The following is a 20,232-nucleotide window of genomic DNA, read 5'->3' as shown; positions in this document are numbered from 1 at the left end:
CTAATCCCGTCATAATTATAAATCATACTAACATCCTCTAATAACCTTGTCCATGATATTTCACGTAAAAAGGCATATGTTATTTTCAGAATTTATCTCAAAACAACATATACCTTTTATCTCAAAAATTTCTGTCTTTCCCTATCACAACATCTTCTTTTTCCGCAAAAACAACATCGTAATAACACAGATCAGCAATGTAATAATACAAATGATCAAAAATCCATGCGGTGTATTTGCAAACGGCATCCAGTTCTCGTTCACGTTCATTCCGTAGATACCGGAAATGACGGTTGGAATCGCCATTACAATTGTAATAGAGGTCAGATATTTCATAACATTATTCAGCCGGTTATCTAACAGCGAAGACATCAGCTCTCTGGTTCCGTTGATGATATCTCGGTAGATGGTTGTCATTTCAATCGCCTGACGGTTCTCCACTATCACATCATCCAGAAGTTCCTTATCTTCCGGGTACTGCTCCAACCGTTTATAGCGCGTCAGCCGGTCAAGCACAACCCCATTTGCCCGGAGCGACGTCGCAAAGTAGACTAATGTAGATTCCAGTTCGTGCAGGTTGATCAGATCGGAATCGTCTGTATCGCTTCCAACACGTTCTTCTATCTCAGTACGTCTTTTATCGATGATCCGGAGATTTGCCTGATAAATCGCTGCCGTCCGGTATAGGATCTGATATACAAAACGCAACTTCTTCTTTGTGCTGAATTCTTTCACACGGCTCCGCACAAAGTTCTGCAATACCGGTGTATCCTCCGTGCAAATTGTGACAATGATATCCTGCGTCAGGATGATACCAAGCGGAATTGTCGTGTATGTTCTCTGATCATGACGTATCTCGATGGCCGGGATATCCACCAGTATCAGCGTATATCCATCCTGCAGTTCAATACGGGAACTTTCTTCAACGTCGAGTGCAGCCTTCACGTCATCAATATCTACCATTAATTTCTCAGCAATTTCCTCACACTCATCATGTGTTGGGTTGATCATCTGCACCCATACACCATCACTTAATTTTTCTTCTTCATGTATGACCTGATCGTCCGTCCTATAATAAGTCATCATAATTGTCACCTGTTCCTATGTCCAGCCACGTTACTTTTTCCCAAATGTGTCTTTTCACAGCTCTCTCGTATACGTTTTACATATACTTTATCATAACACACATTTTTTTATCACGCCACGTCATTTTTTTCATATGTAAATATACTCCGGCGAAACATCTCCTGATGTAAATGCCAGTTTACTCTTGAATATATTCATTATTTTTTTGCCCGATCAGGAAGCTGTACCAGAATGATCGCAGCAAACATTAATACACAGCCGATCAGTTCCCTGAGAGAAAGCGTCTGATGCAGGATAAGGAATCCTGCAATTACTGAAACCACTGATTCCAGGCTCAAAATTAACGATGCAACCGTCGGATTCATTCCTTTCTGCCCGATGATCTGCAGGGTATATGCAACGCCGCAGGACATGACACCTGCGTATAGGATTGGCATCCATGCAGCAAGAATACTCGTCAGTTGTGGTTTTTCCGTGAGAACCATCCCTACACCAGACAGGATTCCACAGGTAAAAAATTGGATACAGGACAATTTCACTCCATCCGCTTTTGGGGAAAAATAATCAATGACTAAAATGTGTAAGGAAAATACCAGTGCGCAAAGCATCAACAGAAAATCGCCTTTCTGAACAGAAAATCCACTCTCTTTCATGCATAAAAGATATAATCCGGCTACTGCGATCCCTACGCCACACCAGACTTTACCGCTCACTTTTTTTCTCAAAAAAATCCCAAGTACCGGAACAACCACAATATACATTGCTGTGATAAATCCTGCTTTTCCGACAGATGTATACATGATCCCAAACTGCTGCAGATTACTTGCAATACAGAGAAGCACACCGCAGGCAATACCGCCAATGAAAAGTGTCTTCCGCTCTTTGCCATCCATTTTTTTTGCAGCTTCCGTGTTGCCTTTTCCATTTATCTTTCCCAAAAGGGCAATGCATGGAAGCAGTACCACACCTCCAATGATGCTTCGCATCACATTAAACGTAAACGGGCCAACATAATCCATGCCAACCCTCTGTGCAACAAATGCCACGCCCCAGATGGTCGCAGTTAAAAGTAATAATAATGATTGACGTAAGATAAACTTATTCATAATCCTCCTTGTTTGCGGAGCAAATGCGACTGTCCTTACAGGAGCAGAGGATTTTGTCTCCCTGTTTTCTATAACAGAATAGGGCGGCTTATAAAGCCACCCTGCTTAATCTTCAAAAATAAGTTACCATTTTCGGGCAATTTGTGCAAGCATTTCCACAGATTTGTTATGAAAAAACGGATGCCCAGTTTATAAATATCTTAGAACTGCTTAAGAGATTCTTCACTTTCCAGTCAAATTTCTGTCACAAATTTCCTTTAATATAAAATCATCAAAAGGAGCTGCCGGTTTCAAAGCAGTTTGGGGTTGGAACAGTTCCGTCTAAATACAATTCCTGTGGACATTATTTTTTCCAATGTCTACAGGGTTAAAATATATATGGGCAGCATTTCGTAAAGTTCGAAATGCTGCCCTCCTTTTTAATGTCCGTCGCCGGATTTAAATCCGGTATCTGACACGATTTTTTCACTGTTCTGTTTCACGGTATCAGAAGCGGTGTAAGCACTGTCCTCATACAAAAAGATATGCAGTTCTTTTACATTGTCGCTCAGATCACACGGTATCACGACATCACCTGTTTTTTTGCTCAAAACCTTAGTTGTCTTGGTAAATGGAAATCCTGTGGTGTCTCCAATGGAATATTGGAAAACCTGTGACGCAAGCGCTAACAGTTCTACATTTGAAAAACTGGTCTGGATATCACCACATACCTCATTGATGAGCTTATTTACGGTTGTAAGATCGGACTGCTGTGCTTTTTTCACCATCGCGGTCAAAACCGTACGCTGACGCTCTGTTCTGCGGTAATCATCACCGCCTCCATATCGGATTCTCGCATATGCACATGCCTGCACACCGTTTAAAGTATATGTGCCTCCCTGCGTAAGATTCTCGGCCTTATTTCCGGTCAATTCGTTTAACTCCCGGATATATCCGGTCATGAGAGACGCCTCATCATCTGTGATCTCCATGTCCACACCGCCAAGTAAATCGACGCATTCGATGATCGAGTTGAAGTCGACTGTCACATAATCTGTAATGTTTAAATCAAGGTTTACATTTAGCATGGATATCGCCTGCTCCGGTCCACCCTTAGCGTAGGCGGCATTGCATTTCTGGAAAATTCCATCTCCGGTATCCAAATAAGTGTCGCGGTAGACAGAAACCAATTTTACCTCTTTTGTATCATTATTAATATTGGCAAGCATAATGACATCGCTCCGCCCCTGCGACAAATTTCCATTGGAGCGATTGTCCAGACCAAACATCGCAATGGTCTGGTAACCCTTCATAATTTTCTGGGATTCCTGCGAAATATCCTCATTGACCTCAATCTTGTCCATATCCAGCTTTGTTTTCTCAATTTTGCTTAATTTTGACATAAAAAAAAGAACTACCGCAAGAATAAGCAATAACACGATCTCCACGATAAAAATCGTGTTGCGCCGCCTTCTCGCTGCCGCTCTTTTCTGATATCTTCTGCTGTTTTTTCTGTGATCCTGTTCCCTTCTCGGATTTACGTTTTCTCTCTGACTCATTTTTCATCCCCGGCTTTCTTTTTGTAATCATTCAGTACTTTAAATTTATGTTACAAAAAGAGAGCCAGTGATTCAATCAAGCTTTTCTTAATCATTCTTAATAATCTGCCGCATAATTTCTTATAAAACTTTTAAGCATTCCACATTTTAAACCGCAGAATATCCGCTGATTCCCATGAAATAGCAAAGCAGATATAAAATCAATAAGTGTGCCGGGTAGAAAATATAGAAGAAATATTTCATCTTCCAGCCGCGGGTTCCGTTTTCTCCCGTATCCACAGGGTTAAAATATATGGGCAGCATTTCGGAAGTGGAAATGCTGCCCTCCTTTTTACTCTCAATTCATCCACAAAATTACACCTATTGCCTGTACCAAACCATTTCCTGCAGATTACACCAGAAATAATCATCTGTACAGCCTGCTACATAGCATGTAAACATATCTCCAGCCTTGCTATCATCATAATAAAAGCTGAGTCTTGGGCATAACCCCTGTTGGGAGCGGTCTGTCAGTTCCCATACATATGGTTCCTGATTACAAAATCCTATATTTTCAGATTCTAATGTATAAATATAAGCACCGTCTTCCTGAATACGGAACGCCATGCCCCAGCTCGGACAATACCATGTGCCAATGAAATTCTTTTCCATTGTCTCAGCATAATCATCAAACACATCAAAGCCTTCCACCGAAGATGCATCTGCTGTGATCTGGAAAGACGCATACTCACTGTCTGTGATCGGTCCAGATTTCACTATATTGCTCTGATCCGGTTTAAGTTCCGTATCTTCTATTATTTCTGATGCCGTCTCTGTGTTTTCAGTTTCCTGATTTTTTATGTCAGCTTCTGTGGAAATCTCTGTGCCATTATGATATGTTTCATCCTGGCTTTCCTGCTGCTTCCCCGTCTTCATTGCTTCCCATTGTGTATGTATATCACTTCCTGCACCCACAAAAATCACAAGACTCAATCCTACAATAAAGCACCACATCAGCACGAGGATAAAAATAGTTAAAAATCTTATTCCCTTCTTTTTTCCTAGTCCCTTCCCCTTATTTTGGGAACGTCTCAGAAGATAAACAATCCTTACACTGACTAAAATCCACAAGCCCACTAAAAGCAGCGTTGCCCCAATAAGCATAAAATTATAATAACAATCTGAACTTCCCACAACAAATGTCCAGATTCCATAACCGACGGCAGTTGCAGCCATCAATATTCCAAACCAAAGATTCAGATATGGCTCTGTTTTTGTGTCCTGTTCTGCCATAATCTCCCACGTTTTTACAGTGTCCATCAGCCTGGTCTGATCCCCGCTTCTGAAAATCTCCTGTAATTCATCATCCGACAGCTTAACGGTCTTAGAAGGCACCGCAGCGCAATGCTCCAGTTCGATCTGCCAGCTGTCCTCCCTCGCACGAAATGATGCTGCTGCAAGCAGAAAATAATAGGTCTTCAACACATTTTTTTCCAGACTTTCTACCGCAATCTGGGAAAGTGCCTGTTTTGCAGCCAACGGTTTTTCCATCAGGATGTCCTGCTTGGCCATTGTCAGCAGGGTTATACTCTTTAAGAAAAATTTTTTATTATGATTTTCGCGATAGATGACCAGATTATAATCGTGCTTTTCCTGCAGCGTAAAATCCTTCATCCGCTTTGCAACAATTCCATTATGGAAAATGCGAAACCCCATCATAGAAAACATGCATATAACATAAAGAAGAATGTAGCTTGAAAGCTTTATTTCTATCTGTGGAAACAGTATTTTATCCACCATACCAAGCGCAAATAATAACAGTAAAATCAGATATCTGAGCGCATACTCTCTCTTTGCCCTGCGTATGCATTTTCTTGCCATTTCAATTCCGCGGTTGTCGTACAATTCGACTGATTCATTTGTGTCATATATATTCACGATTCCTGCCCCTTTTGTATTATGTCAAGCTTGTATTTCATTTTCTATCAAGAGCTAAACCGCTGAATATCCGCTGATTCCCATGAAATAGCAAAGCAGATATAAAATCAATAAGTGTGCCGGATAGAAAATATAGAAGAAATATTTCATCTTCCAGCCGCGGGTTCCGTTATAAAATGCGATCGGGATAAAACCGAACAGCGCCGGTGTCTCCCAGATGAATGATGCACATCCTGCGATGAGCTGCCACATTTTTTTCTTGCGGAAAATGTATAAGACCATGATACAGAATACACCTTTTTCGGCATAATCGGTCTTTAAAAAATACGCCAGTGCCATTCCTGCTGCCATGATCAGGATATACAAGATCACCTTCAACGCCTGATTCCACTCTTCTTTTTCTTCCACTGCACGGTAAGCGATCATCGTCAGCAAACCAATGAATAGTGTAAAAAAGACATTCTGATAATTGAATTCGAGTATTTTGCTGCTGAATGCCAGATCGAACGGTATCTCTGAGATCAATGCAAACAGCCCAAGCCGCATCGCATATTTTTTCACATCATGTGTATGCAAAAATCCCTCCACCAGCAAGAAGCAAAAGATTGGGAACGCCACACGTCCGATCATTCGCATGACCGTGTACGTCCAATACAGTGCTCCATTTGCTGAAAGCCACAGCATAATTGCATCTGCATTTGTCTGGTCAAGTTCACCCAAACCATTTACCATTAAAAATCTTGCCAATACTGCTGCACCAATATGATCGATCACCATTGTCACGATCGCGATCATTTTTAAGGTGCTTCCGCTGATTCCTTTTTTGTTTTCCATTGTTTCCCTCTTTCTTAACTTACAAAAACTGCATAAAGTAAAAATTGTCGTGCGTTACCGGGCACGACAATTTTTGTTTTTACCATTGCACTGACATATTCCTGCTACACCTAGCTGTGTAAACTATAAATGTCTCCGTATACTAGCCAACAAACTCGGCAACACATCTTCTGTATGCTGCTACCGGATCATCTGCCTGTGTGATCGGTCTGCCGACTACGATAAAATCAGAGCCAAGCTCTTTTGCTTTTGCAGGTGTTGTCACACGCTTCTGATCTCCTACATCTCCGTCTGCAAAACGCACGCCCGGTGTAATGGTAAGGAATTTTTCTCCACATACTTCGTGTACTTTTCCTGCCTCTAATGGAGAGCATACCACACCGTCTAACCCTGCTTCCATTGTATTTTTTGCATAATGCATAACTGTTTTGTCAATCGGTTTGTCAATCCACAATTCTTCCTGCATCACTTCCTCGCTTGTGGAGGTAAGCTGTGTCACAGCGATCAGCAGAGGTCTTGTTCCGTCTGCTCTTGTCAGTCCCTCAATCGCTGCAGACATCATTGCTTTGGTTCCTGCCGCATGAACGTTGCACATATCAACATCAAGGTTTGATAATACTGCCATGGATTTTTTGACTGTATTTGGAATATCATGTAATTTCAGATCAAGGAAAATCTTATGTCCCATCTTCTTAATTGTTCTGACGATCTCAGGTCCTTCTGCATAAAAAAGTTCCATTCCGATCTTTACAAATGGCTTTTCATCCTGAAATTTGCTTAAAAAGCTCACTACTTCTTCTTTGCTGTTAAAATCACAGGCAATAATGACATCTCTTCCCATAAGTTCTCCTTTTTCTATTCTCTGTATTTATTCTTTTTACAGTGACCGTTATGTATCACCTCATCAAAGAATACTACATCCAAATTTAATTGTAAACATAATTACCCGCAAAAACATTCATTTTTTTCTAGACAATTGCATTTAATTATGCTAATATAACGAAGTACGGTTTTGGACGTACAACCGAATATATCGGAATGTGGCTCAGCTTGGTAGAGCGCTTCGTTCGGGACGAAGAGGTCGCGTGTTCGAATCACGTCATTCCGACTGACTGAGAGGATATTGATATCACATCGATATCCTTTTTTTATTACTTTCACACAAAATTTCACCCAAACATACTACAAACATAAAATTTAACAAAAAATTCATAATATAAAAGCAATTTCCGGCTGTTTTGCTGCTGGCAATATGCTATAATAATCGGACAAGCGAAAAAGGAGATGACACTATGAAGAATATAGAATTGTCAGCCTGCGAAGAAATGATAATGACAATTATCTGGAACAATGAGGCTGAATTAGATTTAGCAGCAGTCATGACTCAGACAAACGAGCGCTATCATACTGCCTGGAAACCACAGACAGTATCTACTTTTCTTGCAAGAGCTAAGAAAAAAGGCTTTCTGGCTTCTTATCAGAAAGGACGTTACTCTTACTATCAACCACTTGTGAGCAAAGAGGAATACCGCAAAATGAAGCTTCTCGCCCTGTTGACCAAGTTCTATGATAACGATAAGGAAGCTATGAAGAAAGATATAATGGCATGAAAAAAACAGTTCTAATTACCGGTGCGTCACGTGGTATCGGACGTGCAATCGCTGTTGCTTTTGCAAAAGCAGGTTATAACCTTGTCATCACCTGCTCCAAAAGTGAAACAGAACTTTTACATTTAAAAAACGATCTGGAAAGAGACTATTCCGTAGATGTCCTTGCAAGTATTGGTGACATCTCTGATTTCGAATATGTGACACAGCTTTTTTCACATATTGAGCAGCGTTTTCACGGTGTCGATGTGTTAGTCAACAATGCCGGGATCTCTTATGTCGGTCTGCTAACTGACATGACGATCGATGAATGGAATCATATTCTGGGTGTGAATCTCACTTCCGTATTTTCCACCTGTAAACTGGCGATTCCTCATATGCTTTCCAGAAAATCCGGAAAAATCATTAATATTTCCTCTGTCTGGGGAAATGTTGGAGCATCCTGTGAAGTAGCCTATTCCGCCTGCAAGGGAGGAATGAATTCTTTTACCAGAGGTCTTGCCAAGGAACTTGCACCAAGCAATATCCAGGTAAACGCCATTGCATGCGGCTGCATCGACACACAGATGAATGCATGCTTTTCCGAAGAAGAACGTGCTACATTAACAGATGAAATTCCAGCCGGAAGATTCGGAATGCCGGAGGAGGTTGCCTCCCTTGTTCTGACGCTTGCCGAAGGAAATGAATATCTGACAGGTCAAATCATAACATTAGACGGTGGCTGGATTTAGCCATCGTCTTTTTTCTTAGATTTTAAGAATAAATTCAGAAAATCGGTACTTTCCAATATTTACCAGTCAAGTGAGCTAAAATCCTTTTAATTTAACGAAAAGGAGCTCTCACTAATGAAAATTCAAGAAGAACGTGTACTCTTATTAATGGAGGAAAACGGAATCACACAGCGAAAAATGGCACAGGATCTCGCCATTTCCCCAACCACACTAAATGGCTATCTGCATGGAAAATATCTTCATGTTCCGGATGATGTGATACGCGAAATTGCTGACTATCTGCAGGTTTCTGTCAACTATATTACAGACCGGTCAGCACTACTTCAGATAGGAAACGGAATTCACAACAAAGAGGAAGCGGTGGTTTTTGATAATTATCGTCATCTGCGTCCTTCTGACAAAAAAATCGCAGCCGACCTTATCAGCCAGCTGCTTAAAAATAATCCCGACAATTCCACCAGATCCTGATTCTGTTTACTGACTTTCCTCTGCAGTCAGAATAATGACTGTTCTCGGCGGAACTTTTAATGATTTTTTATAATAAAACTCTGTCTGTTCTTCCACATTTTTTCCATCTTCATATGGAAGGAATGTGTTGACACAGACTTTCCACTGCATGCCCATTGGAAGCTCCGGAAGCTGCATAATCAGTGTTTCCCAATATGCATTCATACAATAGAACACAATATCATCACGGATATCATTCTCATCTCTTCCTGCATACATAATACCGATCAGCCGGCTGTTATTATCTGTACCGCCATTCCATGGGAAACCATTGTGGATACTGATCTCCGGCAGTTTACATGCCGCCGGTTTTGTAGTCTTACGCAGGATCGCATTATCTTTCCGCAGGCGGATCATATAGCGGAAGAAATCGTGGATTTCTTTGTATTCTTCCAGACGGTTCCAATCCAGCCATGATGTGATATTATCCTGACAGTAAGAGTTGTTATTTCCAAACTGTGTATTGCAGAATTCATCTCCTGCAAAAAACATCGCCGGTCCGCGGCTGCACATCAATGTTGCGAATGCATTTTTTACCATACGGCGGCGCAACCCTTCGATTTCCGGATCGTCTGTTGCACCTTCCGCCCCACAGTTCCAACTGTTTCCATTGTTATCACCGTCTGTATTTCCCCAGCCGTTTTTCTCGTTGTGCTTCATATTATAGGAATACAGATCATATAAGGTAAATCCATCGTGGCACGTCAGGAAATTCACGGATGCACTGATTCCTCGATGTGCCGGATCGTACAAGTCTCGTGATCCGGTAATTCGCGTGATCGCGGTTCCAGCCATCCCACCATCGCCCTTTAAGAAGCGGCGCATGTCATCACGGTATCTTCCATTCCACTCTGCCCAACGGCTCCAGGATGGGAAACTGCCCACCTGATATAAACCACCGGCATCCCATGCCTCGGCGATCAGCTTTGCTTTTGCGAGAATCGGATCGCAAGCAAGTCCCTGTAAAATAGGTGGATTTTCCATCGGTGCCCCATTCTGGTCTCTGCTTAAAATAGATGCAAGGTCAAACCGGAATCCATCCACCCTATAATTGATGACCCAGTATCTCAGACAGTCAATGATAAATTTACGCACGATCGGATGGTTACAGTTCATGACATTTCCACATCCACTAAAGTTGTAGTAATATCCATCCGGTGTCAGCATATAGTAGATATTATTGTCAATTCCTTTGAAGGAAAAACATGGTCCCTTCTCATTTCCCTCCGCTGTATGGTTAAATACAACGTCCAAAATAACCTCTATTCCATTTTCTTTCAGTTCATAGATCAGATTCTTTAACTCATCACCCTCATGGTTGTGTTCCACCACTGAAGTATAACTTGTGTTGGGCGCAAAAAAACAGACCGTGTTGTATCCCCAGTAATTATACAGACGTTCTCCGTCCACCACACGGGTGTCTTCCATCTCATCAAACTCAAAAACCGGCATCAGTTCCACTGCATTGATTCCGAGATCTTTCAGATAAGGGATTTTTTCCCTCAAGCCCTCAAAAGTACCAGGTGCTTTCACGCCGGAAGATGCATCTCTTGTGAAACCACGCACATGCATTTCATAAATGACCAGATCTTCAAACGGATGATTCAGAAAACAGCTCTTTTCCCAATCAAAATTATTTTCCACTACCCGGGCATGGTATACAAAGTCTTTTCCACCTTCCGGGCGCTCTCCCCAGTGTCTCTGCCCTGTCACTGCCCGGGCGTATGGGTCAAGCAGGATGTTGTCTTTATGAAACCGCAGTCCTTTTTTTTCATCATATGGTCCATCCAGCTGGAACGCATATTCAAACTCTTCGATATTTAACCCAAATACCAGCATGGAATATGTGCTTCCAATACAGTAAGTTTCCGGATAACGTATTTTTGCAAATGGCTCCTGTTCTTTCGGGCGGAACAATAACAGTGTACATCCGGTCGCCCCCATGGAATGGATGGTAAAACTGACTCCATTTGCCGCCTGCGCCGCACCATTCCTGTCATAAAATCCAGGCCGTACTTTATATCCTGAAATCTCATCCAATGGCTGAAGTTTATCACCCCTGTGTGGTTTATGATCAAAGTTCATCTGTTTTCACCTCATTTTCTTCTGCTCTATGGTAACGCATTCTGACACTCTGCATGCTTCACAGCATGCATCGCTTTTAATTATATTCTTATTATACTCGAAATACTTGATTTTACAATTTTTGTATACTACATTATATTTAAAATAGTCAAAAAGGAGCATGGTTTTCCATAAAACACATGGAATGAACCAACCATTATTTTCAATGCGCACTTTATATGTATCCAGAACCCCCGCAGACTCTTCTGTCTATCCGACCATCAGCGCGGCACTTGATGCCATTCCGATGGATCTTAATGAACCGGCCTGCATTTATCTTGCACCCGGCATTTACCATGAAAAAATAACTATCAATAAACCATATCTGACGATCCTCGGCACTGGCAAGTCAAATAAAGATGTCGTCCTGACTTATGATGATTACGCCCTTGCTCCCATGGCTGATATTGGAAAACTCGGAACTTTCCGCTCCTACTCTGTTTTCATTGATACGCATGACGTCACACTGCAAAATCTCACAATTGAAAATGCATCGGGCGATTCTCTCACACACGGACAGGCAATCGCGCTCTATGCCGATGGTGACCGGCTTGTGATTGATTCCTGCCGTCTGATTGGACATCAGGATACCCTTTTCACCGGACCGCTTCCGCCAAAAGAGATCGAGCCTGACGGTTTTATCGGTCCAAAACAATTTGCCCCAAGGATCAACGGCAGACAATATTATAAGAACTGTTATATTTGTGGCGACATTGATTTTATTTTTGGAAGTGCCACTGCTTATTTTGAAAACTGCGTGATAGAATCCCTGTGTCATACTACGAATGTAAATGACATTCAGGGCTACATTACTGCCGCCTCCACACCGGAAAGTCAGGAATACGGATATGTATTTTCCAACTGTAAACTTATCTCAAAGGACTGCCCGCCTAATTCTGTCTATCTCGGAAGACCATGGCGCAATTATGCTAAAACCGTTTTTCTTGAATGTGCATTGGGAAATCATATTCATGAATGCGGTTTTCATGACTGGAAGAAAGAGGATGCACGAAATACGGTTTTGTACGCAGAATATAGAAATTACCCCGCATCCAGCGCAGACACAACATCCAATAACCGTTCCCTAAACGATGATATCCACTGTATTGACGGCAGATGCATACCTTATCCACACCGGGCAGAATATGTCTGTGAATTAGATGCCGTACAGGCAGAACATTTTTCCAAAGAGAATGTGCTTTCCGGGGCAGATTACTGGAATCCATGACGTTCTCACAGATGGTTACAGTTCGCTCGTGCCTCGTTCCAGTAACCACAGATGTGGAGAGCTTTGGAACAGCTTGCAGATTATCATTGTTTTCTTTTCAGAAAAATGGTAATATAAAGTTAATATTTCACTGGTGTGTTACCAGCAATCACAAATGCAGATGAAAAAGAACTATACTTGTCAATAACTTGAGGAGGGTATCATACATGGAAGAAAAGATTTATAAAACAATGAGTTCCACAGGTGCTGCAAATCTTGCAATCGGGATCTGCGTTCTTGTTGGCGGAATTGTTTCCGGAATCCTTTTGATCGTAAACGGTGCAAGATTATTAAAACACAAAGGAAAAATTATGTTTTAATGGTATCTTTCCAAAAAGGAGAGAAAGTATCCCTTTAAAGGGACACTTTCTCTCCTTTTTTCTTGCAATAAATGACCAGTCCGATAATAGAAACCAGATCAATCAGCACAACAACTGCTACCGACGCCATTCCCGGTCCAATTCCCTTTTTATCCGCAATTTTTCCAATAATGGACGGCATGATGATCGATCCGAGACTTGCGATCGTGAGAATGTAGCTCCACGCCATCGGGAACTTTTCAATGATTCCACCGGAAAACGAAACGGTTGTCGGATAAATTCCAGCCATGCTGAATCCGAATCCCATAATTCCTGCCACAATCCAGAATGTTGTCGTACTATTGATCAGAAGGAAGTAGAAAAAGACAATGCCAAGTCCCATAATGACCAGAAGATTCTCTTTTTTGATCTTCGTTGACAGTGTCGCCGTGAGAAGTCTTCCTGCCAGGATCATAATCCAAAGCACGCTCGCCATAAGCTGTGACAGGGAGGCGCTCAAAAGCCCGGTATCTTCAAAATAAGTGATCAGCCAGCCAATAACGCCCTGCTCTGCGCACAGATAGAAAAATAAAGTTCCTGTACACAGATAAAAAATCGGCTCTACAAAAAATCCAAGTCCGCCCTTGCCTTTTTCAACTTTTTCCACTTTGTCATTCTCAATTGGCATCCGCAAATATAAGATCCAGGACAGGATTCCCATTCCAACCATGACATAACAGGCAATGATCCAATTGTCCACATTATTTGCGGTCAGTATCGTCAAAAAGATTGGAAATGCGAATGCACCTACGGAAAACATTGCGTGTAACCCATTGATGATCCATGCTTTTCCGGGTGCCAGACTGTTGATCTCCGTATTGCAGAAATTGCTGCTTGCCCCTCTGGCAATCCCCGTGAGAAAGAATGCTGCTGCAAGCCAGAATGGATTTTTTCCAAATATAATAAACAGATAGGATAGCGCAAAAAACAGATCAAAAAAGAGGATATTCTTTTTCTTTCCGATCACTGCTGGAAGTGCACCAGCCACAAAACAGGCAACCAGATTCCCCACAGAATGCAGGCTGACGATCAGACCCGCAAATCCGTAGCCTATACCTCTCTCAGAGCGGATGAACGGAAGCAGCGATCCAACTGACAATGTCAGCAATCCGTTGATCATAAATACACAATAGTTAAAAATGAACAGTTTTCTTTTATTGGTGTCTTTTAAGAAATCGAACATGGTGGTTCATTCTTCTCCTTTGTTGTTTCGTAATGTAACTTTTATTATACACGTTTTTTTAAATCAGCCTATTTTACGAATTCCTCAATCACACAGGAATGCTTCTTTGTCTTCACATCATAATTAATCCCGACAAGCAATAGATTTCCCTGATATTCTTCCAGACTTTCACAATATTCTTTCCCTTTGATCTGGCTGATTGCTCCGGCTGCGCTCTTATCCCATTTCAATTCGACCACAAGTGCCGGTTTCTCCGGGTATTTTTTTCTTGGAATATATACCATATCTGCGAATCCTTTTCCCCCTGCCAGTTCACGATGCACAGTATAAAAATTTCTTGCAGCGTATAATGCCAGCGAGATTGTATAGCTTAATGCATTTTCGTCATTATACTGAATATGTGACGTCTCAAAATGAGCCTGTCTGATTCCTTCTGCAACCTGTTCCGGTCTTCTCTGCCAGATGGCATTCAATATGTCTGCGGAATTTTTCAGTGCCTGTGATACTTCTCCCCAGTCAGACACAGACACCGCATTCACATACTCACTTCTTATTTCATTATTTGGAATAAACACACATTTTTCATTCGAGTCATACCCCAAATAGCCTAGATGGATCAACAGTGTCAGGACATCATCCTCGGTGCGGAAAGTCGTCATATCGTTTGTAAAACTGCCCGTATTCACCGGTACTTTTTCCCCGGCGATCATGCTTAATACATCATCTTTCAGTCCGTCAAAGTTCATATCAATGTAAAACTGTAACGCTTCAAATGTTTCTGTCTGATTCCAGTAATTTTCTATTTTTTCAAAACGCATACAGTTCACAACCGATCTCGGACTGTAAATGGATTTCTCTTTTTCAAAGGAATAACCATCATACCAGCTTTTCACCTCTGACATGTCTGCTTTATATTGTCTGCACAATGCTTCTACTTCTGTTTCCGTGAATCCCACATAAGATGCAAGTGGTCCGGGACTGATCATGGAAAATTCATCAAACATATTTAACGCAGAATGCGTCCCATACTTTTTGATTGGCAGAATTCCTGTCATATACGCAAGGTGAATGTATCCTTTATCTTTTAGCAGATCTCTCAGAAAATCAAGGTATTTCTCCTGCGCTTCCTTGTCCTGCTTGTATTCCCTGAAAATACAGTCCCATTCATCAATAATCACTACGAACGGAATCTTCTTCTCTCTGTAAATATCCTGCATGGATTCCACAAGGTCTGTATCGTCAAAATAATCCACATCTGGATGCTCTGCTTTCAGTTCCCGGATCACCAGCTTTTTGATCCGGTCGATCAGCTTGTCAACATCACCGGTTCTGCTTAAGAATTCCTGCATATTCAAAAAAATAGTATCGTACTGATTTAAATGCTTTTTAAATCCGCTCTCTTTTGAAATTTCCAATCCTTCAAACAGTTTTTCCGAATCACATTCTCTGCTATAATATGCGGACAACATGTTAGCTGCCATTGATTTTCCAAAACGTCTCGGTCTGCTGACACAGATGTATCTCTGCATTGTGTTGATCACATGGTTACAATACCCGATCAAACCTGTTTTATCCACATAGATCTCGGAATGAACCATCTTATAGAACATGTCATTTCCCGGATTCAGATAATTTCCCATGAAGTCCTCCTGCTTTTCTATTATCGGCTGACGTTCACTATATGTTCCCCGTCACTGCCTGCCCGGCATTGCCTGTCATATTTTCGTTGCTTATTATGTTTATTGTAACGCTTTTGTAAGAAATACAAAAGAGCTTTTAAAATTTCTTTTTCGCATAAATAAGCATATAGATAACTCCAACAACCCAGAACAGACACGAATAGATTCACCTTTTATCACTCTTTTATAGTCATAAAGAATGTTTGCAAAAAGACTGCCACGCTTCGCTTCTGCCTCCATTTTCTGCAGGCAATTATCTATGTCTAACTCTTCCAGTTTTCTCTCTTGAATCCCCTCACAAAATAAAATTGCTCCCTGTATCCTCTCCTGCTCCGCTTTTAATCTGTCTTTCTGCTGTGCAAGCGCTGTCGGCAGATCAATTGCTCCGTCCAGCAGATTTCGTATTTCTTCTAAAGGCATATCCAGTTTTCGGAACAGATAAATGAATTTCAGCCGTCTGATATCTTCCTCTGAATATTTCCGATATCCGTTTATCGTATTTCTGTCTGGATGAATCAAACCCATTTTTTCATAATAGCGGATGTTCTGTTTGTTAATTCCGCTCTCTGCTTCTGCCTCTTTGATGTTTTTCATAATTGCCCCCCTGCCTTTTCTCTCTGATTTTTGGTTCATTATAAAGGGTGTAGTTACTATAAGGTCAATGATTTTTCACAATATTCTTTACGATTTCTTCCTGATCCCATTCACGATCGCATAAAACGCCGGGAATAATACACCGACAACCGGCCAGATGATCCATGTTCTGTCCCAGTCATTAGTTGTAAAGCTCCATGCAAGATAAATGGCTGTGGCGATCAGCCAGTAAACAGTTACCGGGCCAGACATCTTTCTATTTTCATGTTTTTTCTGCCTTGTGTAGTCTTCTTCCTCCAGAAGCTGGTTCATCGCATTCATTTTGGCAGCACTTCGCACAATAAAATAGGTTCCGATTGCAACAAGTGCTAGAAGCATACATACCGCTGAAACCATATAAAAATCACTTTCAGATACCGCAAGTGTTCCAAATAAAGGAATCACAGAGCATATGCAGCATGCAATTCCGATGACAAGCTGGGTCACATACATACTGTGATAAGCATCTCTTTTTTCCTTCACCATGCCGCTTACTCCATAGGCAGTCTCTATGTCTTCCTTTTCCATAAATTCATATTTCTTTGTTTTCATACCGCAAAGAATAAAAATTGTTACCGCAATTGCAATTAAAACGATCAAAACACAGATTCCTATTCCAGCCGCTGCATTTTCACTGATATGATAATCTGGCAGCTCACTCATTGCTCCAAGCATTAATAAGACAATTGGAGATAAAATGCATAGCATCGTAGCAAAGGCTGTTTTTCCTGCCGTCCAGTCAATGATCTGCAAATATTCATTTGCCATTTCCATTGTAACTTTATGTACGCTCCTGTCGCTCTCGCTTTCATTTTCCTGCATCTGTGACGACGCGTATTCTTCCTCTTCCAGTTCATCTTTGATCAGGTAATCTGTGGTCACTCCAAAAATCTCGCTGAGTTTTAAAATCTTATCCAGATCAGGGATAGACTGCGCACCTTCGTATTTTGAAATCGACTGGCGCGTCACTCCGAGTTTTTCTGCAAGCTCCTCCTGTGACCATCCGTTCTTTTTCCTCAGGTTGATAATTTTGTCTGCTAAAATCATAACTTCCTCCATTTTTTCGTCTTTTCTTTTTCCGGACAATTGCTTTTCGCTTTCAGTTCTCTTTTTCGTGTCCTCGAAAAATTTCTCTGTGTTGTGCCAAGATTGAGCGTCTGTCCATAAGAAAAAACTATCATTTTTTACCATTACACACCAGAAAGCCGCCCCGTCAATTTGTCAACTGATGGTTGCGATGCGCTTGTTTGCGGTATTTTATAGCAAAAAGAGAATCATTTTCAGATTTAACAAAAAATTAACTTGAAAGTAATTTACTTCAAAGTTAATTACGTCATATGTAGTTTGCTAAACGTATTATATCAACCCATAGTCTCCCAGGCACCGTTTCAACCCATCCATCACACCACTGAACACGACTCCATGCTCCGCTGCCTTGCCACAGTCCATCCAAAGATTATGCACCGCAGAACCTTCTTGTACTTGCTGCCTGCTTCCGGTGATACGCAAAAATTCTTTTGTGATTTCATACATGGACTGAGTTGTCTCACTGCCAAAATTATAAATGCCACCTGGAAGTTTTATCACACGTTCCATATTCTCGCACACCTCACGCAGATAAGTGATCCCGCGGTACTGCTTTCCAAAGGTAAGCGTCTCTTCTGCATTAAGGACATTCAATAAATAATTGCCTCTCGGTGAAATATAATCATACATCCATTCCGCCCGCAGCATCACAGAATCCGGCTGTCTGTCCAATACCCGCTGTTCCATTTCCAGTTTATGCGCTCCGTAGATATTCGCAGGCTTCGCCTCATCTTCCCGATATTGTCCGTCACTCTCGCAGCCACGGTACACCTGATCAGAACTGAAACAGATCAGCTTTCTTCCGTCTGATGAGTTTGCCAGATAAACCGGAAGAAGTACATTTGCATGATAGGAAGCCTCCGGGGTTTTCTCGCAAGTTCCCACATCCGAGATTGCGGCAGTGTGGATGATCACATCTGCTTCGCTCTCCTCCACAATCCGCTTGATCTGTTCTTCGTTCATTCCCTGAATGGACGGAGCCGCGATTGCTCCTTCTAACTCTTTCATCAGGCGTGCACCCACAAATCCGCGTGCTCCGGTAATTAATATTTTCATTCTGTTTTCCTCCTCATTCTTTTTAATGCATCTTCAACTCAAAGTCTTGATTTTCCTCCTCACATAATATCACTCATCGCCCTGTGCAAAATATGCATCGCAGAACCCATTCCATTTTTCTTCATACTCATCATGTTCTAATTCCGTCAGATCATATGGTGTGTAAATATTTCTTTTTTGTGCTTCTGTCACAAAATATTCCAGATAATCTGCCTCTTCCGCTGACCAGAAAGCCAGCACCGTATCCAACCCTTTCTCTGCCGCAACCGCCATCCCCGTGTGTCGTTCGTTATTCTGCTTACATAAAAAATCCTCATGTGTCATACATCAACGATAACACATAAGGATTTCCTCTTCAAATTATTTATTTCAGGGAGATTAATGAAAAAAAGTTTTGCATCACCAATGATGGTGTATCAGATTTTATCGGCACTATGCATACCATCTTTCTAGCAGATTCCCAGATAACTTCCCAGTTTCTCAAACTCTTCCGGATTAATGCAGTTCGGTATTTCCACATCTGCAATCTTTTCCCTGCACTCCTCATAATCCATCCAGCAGACTTCTGCGACTTCCGACTCTTGCAGTTTCAGTTTACCAATATCCACCGGCTGTCTGTATACAAAATCATTACTGAACTCATTATCCCGGAATATTTTTCCAGCAAAAGTTGTCCCAAACTTCACGAGTGTTGTTCCGAATAGTTCCAGCTGCTCCGGCTGTGCAGACAATCCCAGTTCCTCCTCAAACTCCCGCAGTGCACTCTCCATGACCCCATCTCCGGCACTGATATGCCCGGCAGAAGAGATATCATAGCAGCCGGGGTACGAATCCTTGTTATCGCTCCGCTTCTGAAGCAGTACATCATATCCGCTCTTATCATTTTCCCGCACGATCCAGATATGAACAGTTCCGTGCAGTGCGCCTTCACGATGTGCCACACCGCGTTCTTTTACTACGCCTGTTTTACTTCCATCCTCATTTAAAATATCGAAAAGCTCCAACTCTTTTGCATCCAGAACTGCCTGCTCCAGAATATCCTGCTTATTGTATACAAGCTTTAAAGAAAAGAACTCCTTCTGCTCCTCTAACAGACGGAAGAAAATCCGGTCGCCTTCCCAGAGATTCAATTCCGGAATCTGGTCTTTTTCTACCCATTCCAGCACACCTTCGTTGCAGTCGATTGGTGTTCCCTCGAATCCATCTGCTGTAAAAAGTGACATGTATTCTACGGTATCTTCCCCCAGAACAAAAGTTATAATACCACGATATTGCCAGGAAGTCAGGGTATAACCGGTTTCCTCCCAGACTTCCCTTAACATGCATTCTTCCGGGCTTTCTCCCCACTCAAATTTTCCTCCGACACCGATCCATTTATCATGATTAATGTCATTTTCCTTTTTGATCCGGTGAAGCATCAGATATTTGTTATCTTTTTCGATATAACATAAGGTTGTTAATTTGTTCATCTGTGAAAATACCCCTGTCTCTTTTCATTTAATTTTAGCTTATCACTAAA

20 protein-coding genes and 1 tRNA gene are annotated in these 20,232 nt (G+C 41.7%); 6 read left to right on the top strand and 15 right to left on the bottom strand.

What is annotated here, in order from left to right:
• Positions 1-144: 144 nt before the first annotated feature.
• The 7 genes from ROSEINA2194_RS08895 to pyrF form a co-directional block, all read right to left on the bottom strand.
• The gene (locus ROSEINA2194_RS08895; protein WP_007885897.1) at positions 145-1,086 is read right to left on the bottom strand and encodes a magnesium transporter CorA family protein; all 942 of its coding nucleotides are present in this window, start codon (positions 1,084-1,086) and stop codon (positions 145-147) included.
• 197 nt (positions 1,087-1,283) lie between these two features.
• Entirely contained in the window at positions 1,284-2,192 is a 909-nt protein-coding gene (locus tag ROSEINA2194_RS08890) for a DMT family transporter (RefSeq protein WP_007885895.1), read from the bottom strand.
• 419 nt (positions 2,193-2,611) lie between these two features.
• The gene (locus ROSEINA2194_RS08885; RefSeq protein ID WP_044927532.1) at positions 2,612-3,730 is read right to left on the bottom strand and encodes an LCP family protein; all 1,119 of its coding nucleotides are present in this window, start codon (positions 3,728-3,730) and stop codon (positions 2,612-2,614) included.
• 147 nt (positions 3,731-3,877) lie between these two features.
• Positions 3,878-4,033, bottom strand: a complete 156-nt coding sequence (locus ROSEINA2194_RS23540) for a TraX family protein (protein ID WP_007885887.1) — start codon at positions 4,031-4,033, stop codon at positions 3,878-3,880.
• A 57-nt stretch (positions 4,034-4,090) separates the two neighbouring features.
• Positions 4,091-5,647, bottom strand: coding sequence for a hypothetical protein (locus ROSEINA2194_RS08880; protein WP_007885886.1), 1,557 nt, complete (start codon positions 5,645-5,647; stop codon positions 4,091-4,093).
• Between the two features lie 54 nt (positions 5,648-5,701).
• Entirely contained in the window at positions 5,702-6,481 is a 780-nt protein-coding gene (locus tag ROSEINA2194_RS08875) for a TraX family protein (protein WP_007885884.1), read from the bottom strand.
• A gap of 142 nt (positions 6,482-6,623) precedes the next feature.
• The gene (pyrF, locus tag ROSEINA2194_RS08870; RefSeq protein WP_007885882.1) at positions 6,624-7,322 is read right to left on the bottom strand and encodes an orotidine-5'-phosphate decarboxylase; all 699 of its coding nucleotides are present in this window, start codon (positions 7,320-7,322) and stop codon (positions 6,624-6,626) included.
• Positions 7,323-7,515: 193 nt separating this feature from the next.
• Here pyrF and ROSEINA2194_RS08865 point away from each other — a divergent pair.
• The 4 genes from ROSEINA2194_RS08865 to ROSEINA2194_RS08850 all read left to right on the top strand — a co-directional run bounded on the left by ROSEINA2194_RS08865 (position 7,516) and on the right by ROSEINA2194_RS08850 (position 9,287).
• Positions 7,516-7,589, top strand: a tRNA-Pro gene (locus tag ROSEINA2194_RS08865).
• Between the two features lie 184 nt (positions 7,590-7,773).
• Complete coding sequence (locus tag ROSEINA2194_RS08860) at positions 7,774-8,091, top strand: BlaI/MecI/CopY family transcriptional regulator (protein WP_007885880.1); 318 nt, start codon at positions 7,774-7,776, stop codon at positions 8,089-8,091.
• The gene (gene ymfI, locus ROSEINA2194_RS08855; protein WP_007885878.1) at positions 8,088-8,819 is read left to right on the top strand and encodes an elongation factor P 5-aminopentanone reductase; all 732 of its coding nucleotides are present in this window, start codon (positions 8,088-8,090) and stop codon (positions 8,817-8,819) included. The genes ROSEINA2194_RS08860 and ymfI overlap by 4 nt, the downstream gene beginning before the upstream one ends.
• Positions 8,820-8,933: 114 nt before the next feature.
• Positions 8,934-9,287 carry a helix-turn-helix domain-containing protein gene (locus ROSEINA2194_RS08850; protein ID WP_007885877.1) on the top strand — a complete coding sequence of 118 codons (354 nt, stop codon included), beginning with the start codon at positions 8,934-8,936 and terminating at the stop codon, positions 9,285-9,287.
• A 6-nt stretch (positions 9,288-9,293) separates the two neighbouring features.
• On the opposite strand, the gene ROSEINA2194_RS08845 is transcribed toward ROSEINA2194_RS08850, so the two are convergent.
• A complete protein-coding gene (locus ROSEINA2194_RS08845) occupies positions 9,294-11,411 on the bottom strand; it encodes a glycogen debranching protein (RefSeq protein WP_007885876.1) in 2,118 nt (705 codons plus the stop codon).
• 160 nt (positions 11,412-11,571) lie between these two features.
• Here ROSEINA2194_RS08845 and ROSEINA2194_RS08840 point away from each other — a divergent pair, with 160 nt between their 5' ends.
• Both ROSEINA2194_RS08840 and ROSEINA2194_RS21060 read left to right on the top strand, forming a co-directional pair.
• Positions 11,572-12,678: a pectinesterase family protein gene (locus ROSEINA2194_RS08840; RefSeq protein ID WP_007885875.1), complete on the top strand. Its 1,107-nt coding sequence runs from the start codon at positions 11,572-11,574 to the stop codon at positions 12,676-12,678.
• A gap of 206 nt (positions 12,679-12,884) precedes the next feature.
• Positions 12,885-13,037, top strand: coding sequence for a hypothetical protein (locus ROSEINA2194_RS21060; protein WP_007885871.1), 153 nt, complete (start codon positions 12,885-12,887; stop codon positions 13,035-13,037).
• 34 nt (positions 13,038-13,071) lie between these two features.
• Here the strand turns inward: ROSEINA2194_RS21060 and ROSEINA2194_RS08830 are convergent, their stop codons facing one another.
• The 7 genes from ROSEINA2194_RS08830 to ROSEINA2194_RS20370 all read right to left on the bottom strand — a co-directional run bounded on the left by ROSEINA2194_RS08830 (position 13,072) and on the right by ROSEINA2194_RS20370 (position 20,182).
• A complete protein-coding gene (locus ROSEINA2194_RS08830; protein WP_007885866.1) occupies positions 13,072-14,259 on the bottom strand; it encodes an MFS transporter in 1,188 nt (395 codons plus the stop codon).
• A 68-nt stretch (positions 14,260-14,327) separates the two neighbouring features.
• On the bottom strand, positions 14,328-15,899 hold the full coding sequence (locus ROSEINA2194_RS08825) for an AAA family ATPase (RefSeq protein ID WP_007885864.1): 1,572 nt from the start codon (positions 15,897-15,899) through the stop codon (positions 14,328-14,330).
• 99 nt (positions 15,900-15,998) lie between these two features.
• The gene (locus tag ROSEINA2194_RS08820; protein WP_049887991.1) at positions 15,999-16,532 is read right to left on the bottom strand and encodes a helix-turn-helix domain-containing protein; all 534 of its coding nucleotides are present in this window, start codon (positions 16,530-16,532) and stop codon (positions 15,999-16,001) included.
• Positions 16,533-16,619: 87 nt separating this feature from the next.
• The gene (locus ROSEINA2194_RS08815; protein WP_044927549.1) at positions 16,620-17,618 is read right to left on the bottom strand and encodes a helix-turn-helix domain-containing protein; all 999 of its coding nucleotides are present in this window, start codon (positions 17,616-17,618) and stop codon (positions 16,620-16,622) included.
• A gap of 309 nt (positions 17,619-17,927) precedes the next feature.
• Positions 17,928-18,713, bottom strand: coding sequence for an SDR family oxidoreductase (locus tag ROSEINA2194_RS08810; RefSeq protein WP_007885845.1), 786 nt, complete (start codon positions 18,711-18,713; stop codon positions 17,928-17,930).
• A 69-nt stretch (positions 18,714-18,782) separates the two neighbouring features.
• A complete protein-coding gene (locus ROSEINA2194_RS08805) occupies positions 18,783-19,037 on the bottom strand; it encodes a hypothetical protein (protein WP_007885844.1) in 255 nt (84 codons plus the stop codon).
• 125 nt (positions 19,038-19,162) lie between these two features.
• Positions 19,163-20,182 carry an NUDIX domain-containing protein gene (locus tag ROSEINA2194_RS20370; protein ID WP_007885843.1) on the bottom strand — a complete coding sequence of 340 codons (1,020 nt, stop codon included), beginning with the start codon at positions 20,180-20,182 and terminating at the stop codon, positions 19,163-19,165.
• Positions 20,183-20,232 lie beyond the last annotated feature (50 nt).

It is taken from the genome of Roseburia inulinivorans DSM 16841, from assembly GCF_000174195.1.
In the GTDB taxonomy this organism is placed as follows: Bacteria; Bacillota; Clostridia; order Lachnospirales; family Lachnospiraceae; genus Roseburia; species Roseburia inulinivorans.
The sequence above is the reverse complement of the archived record's forward strand: the minus strand, read 5'-3'. Positions and strand labels throughout refer to the sequence as shown.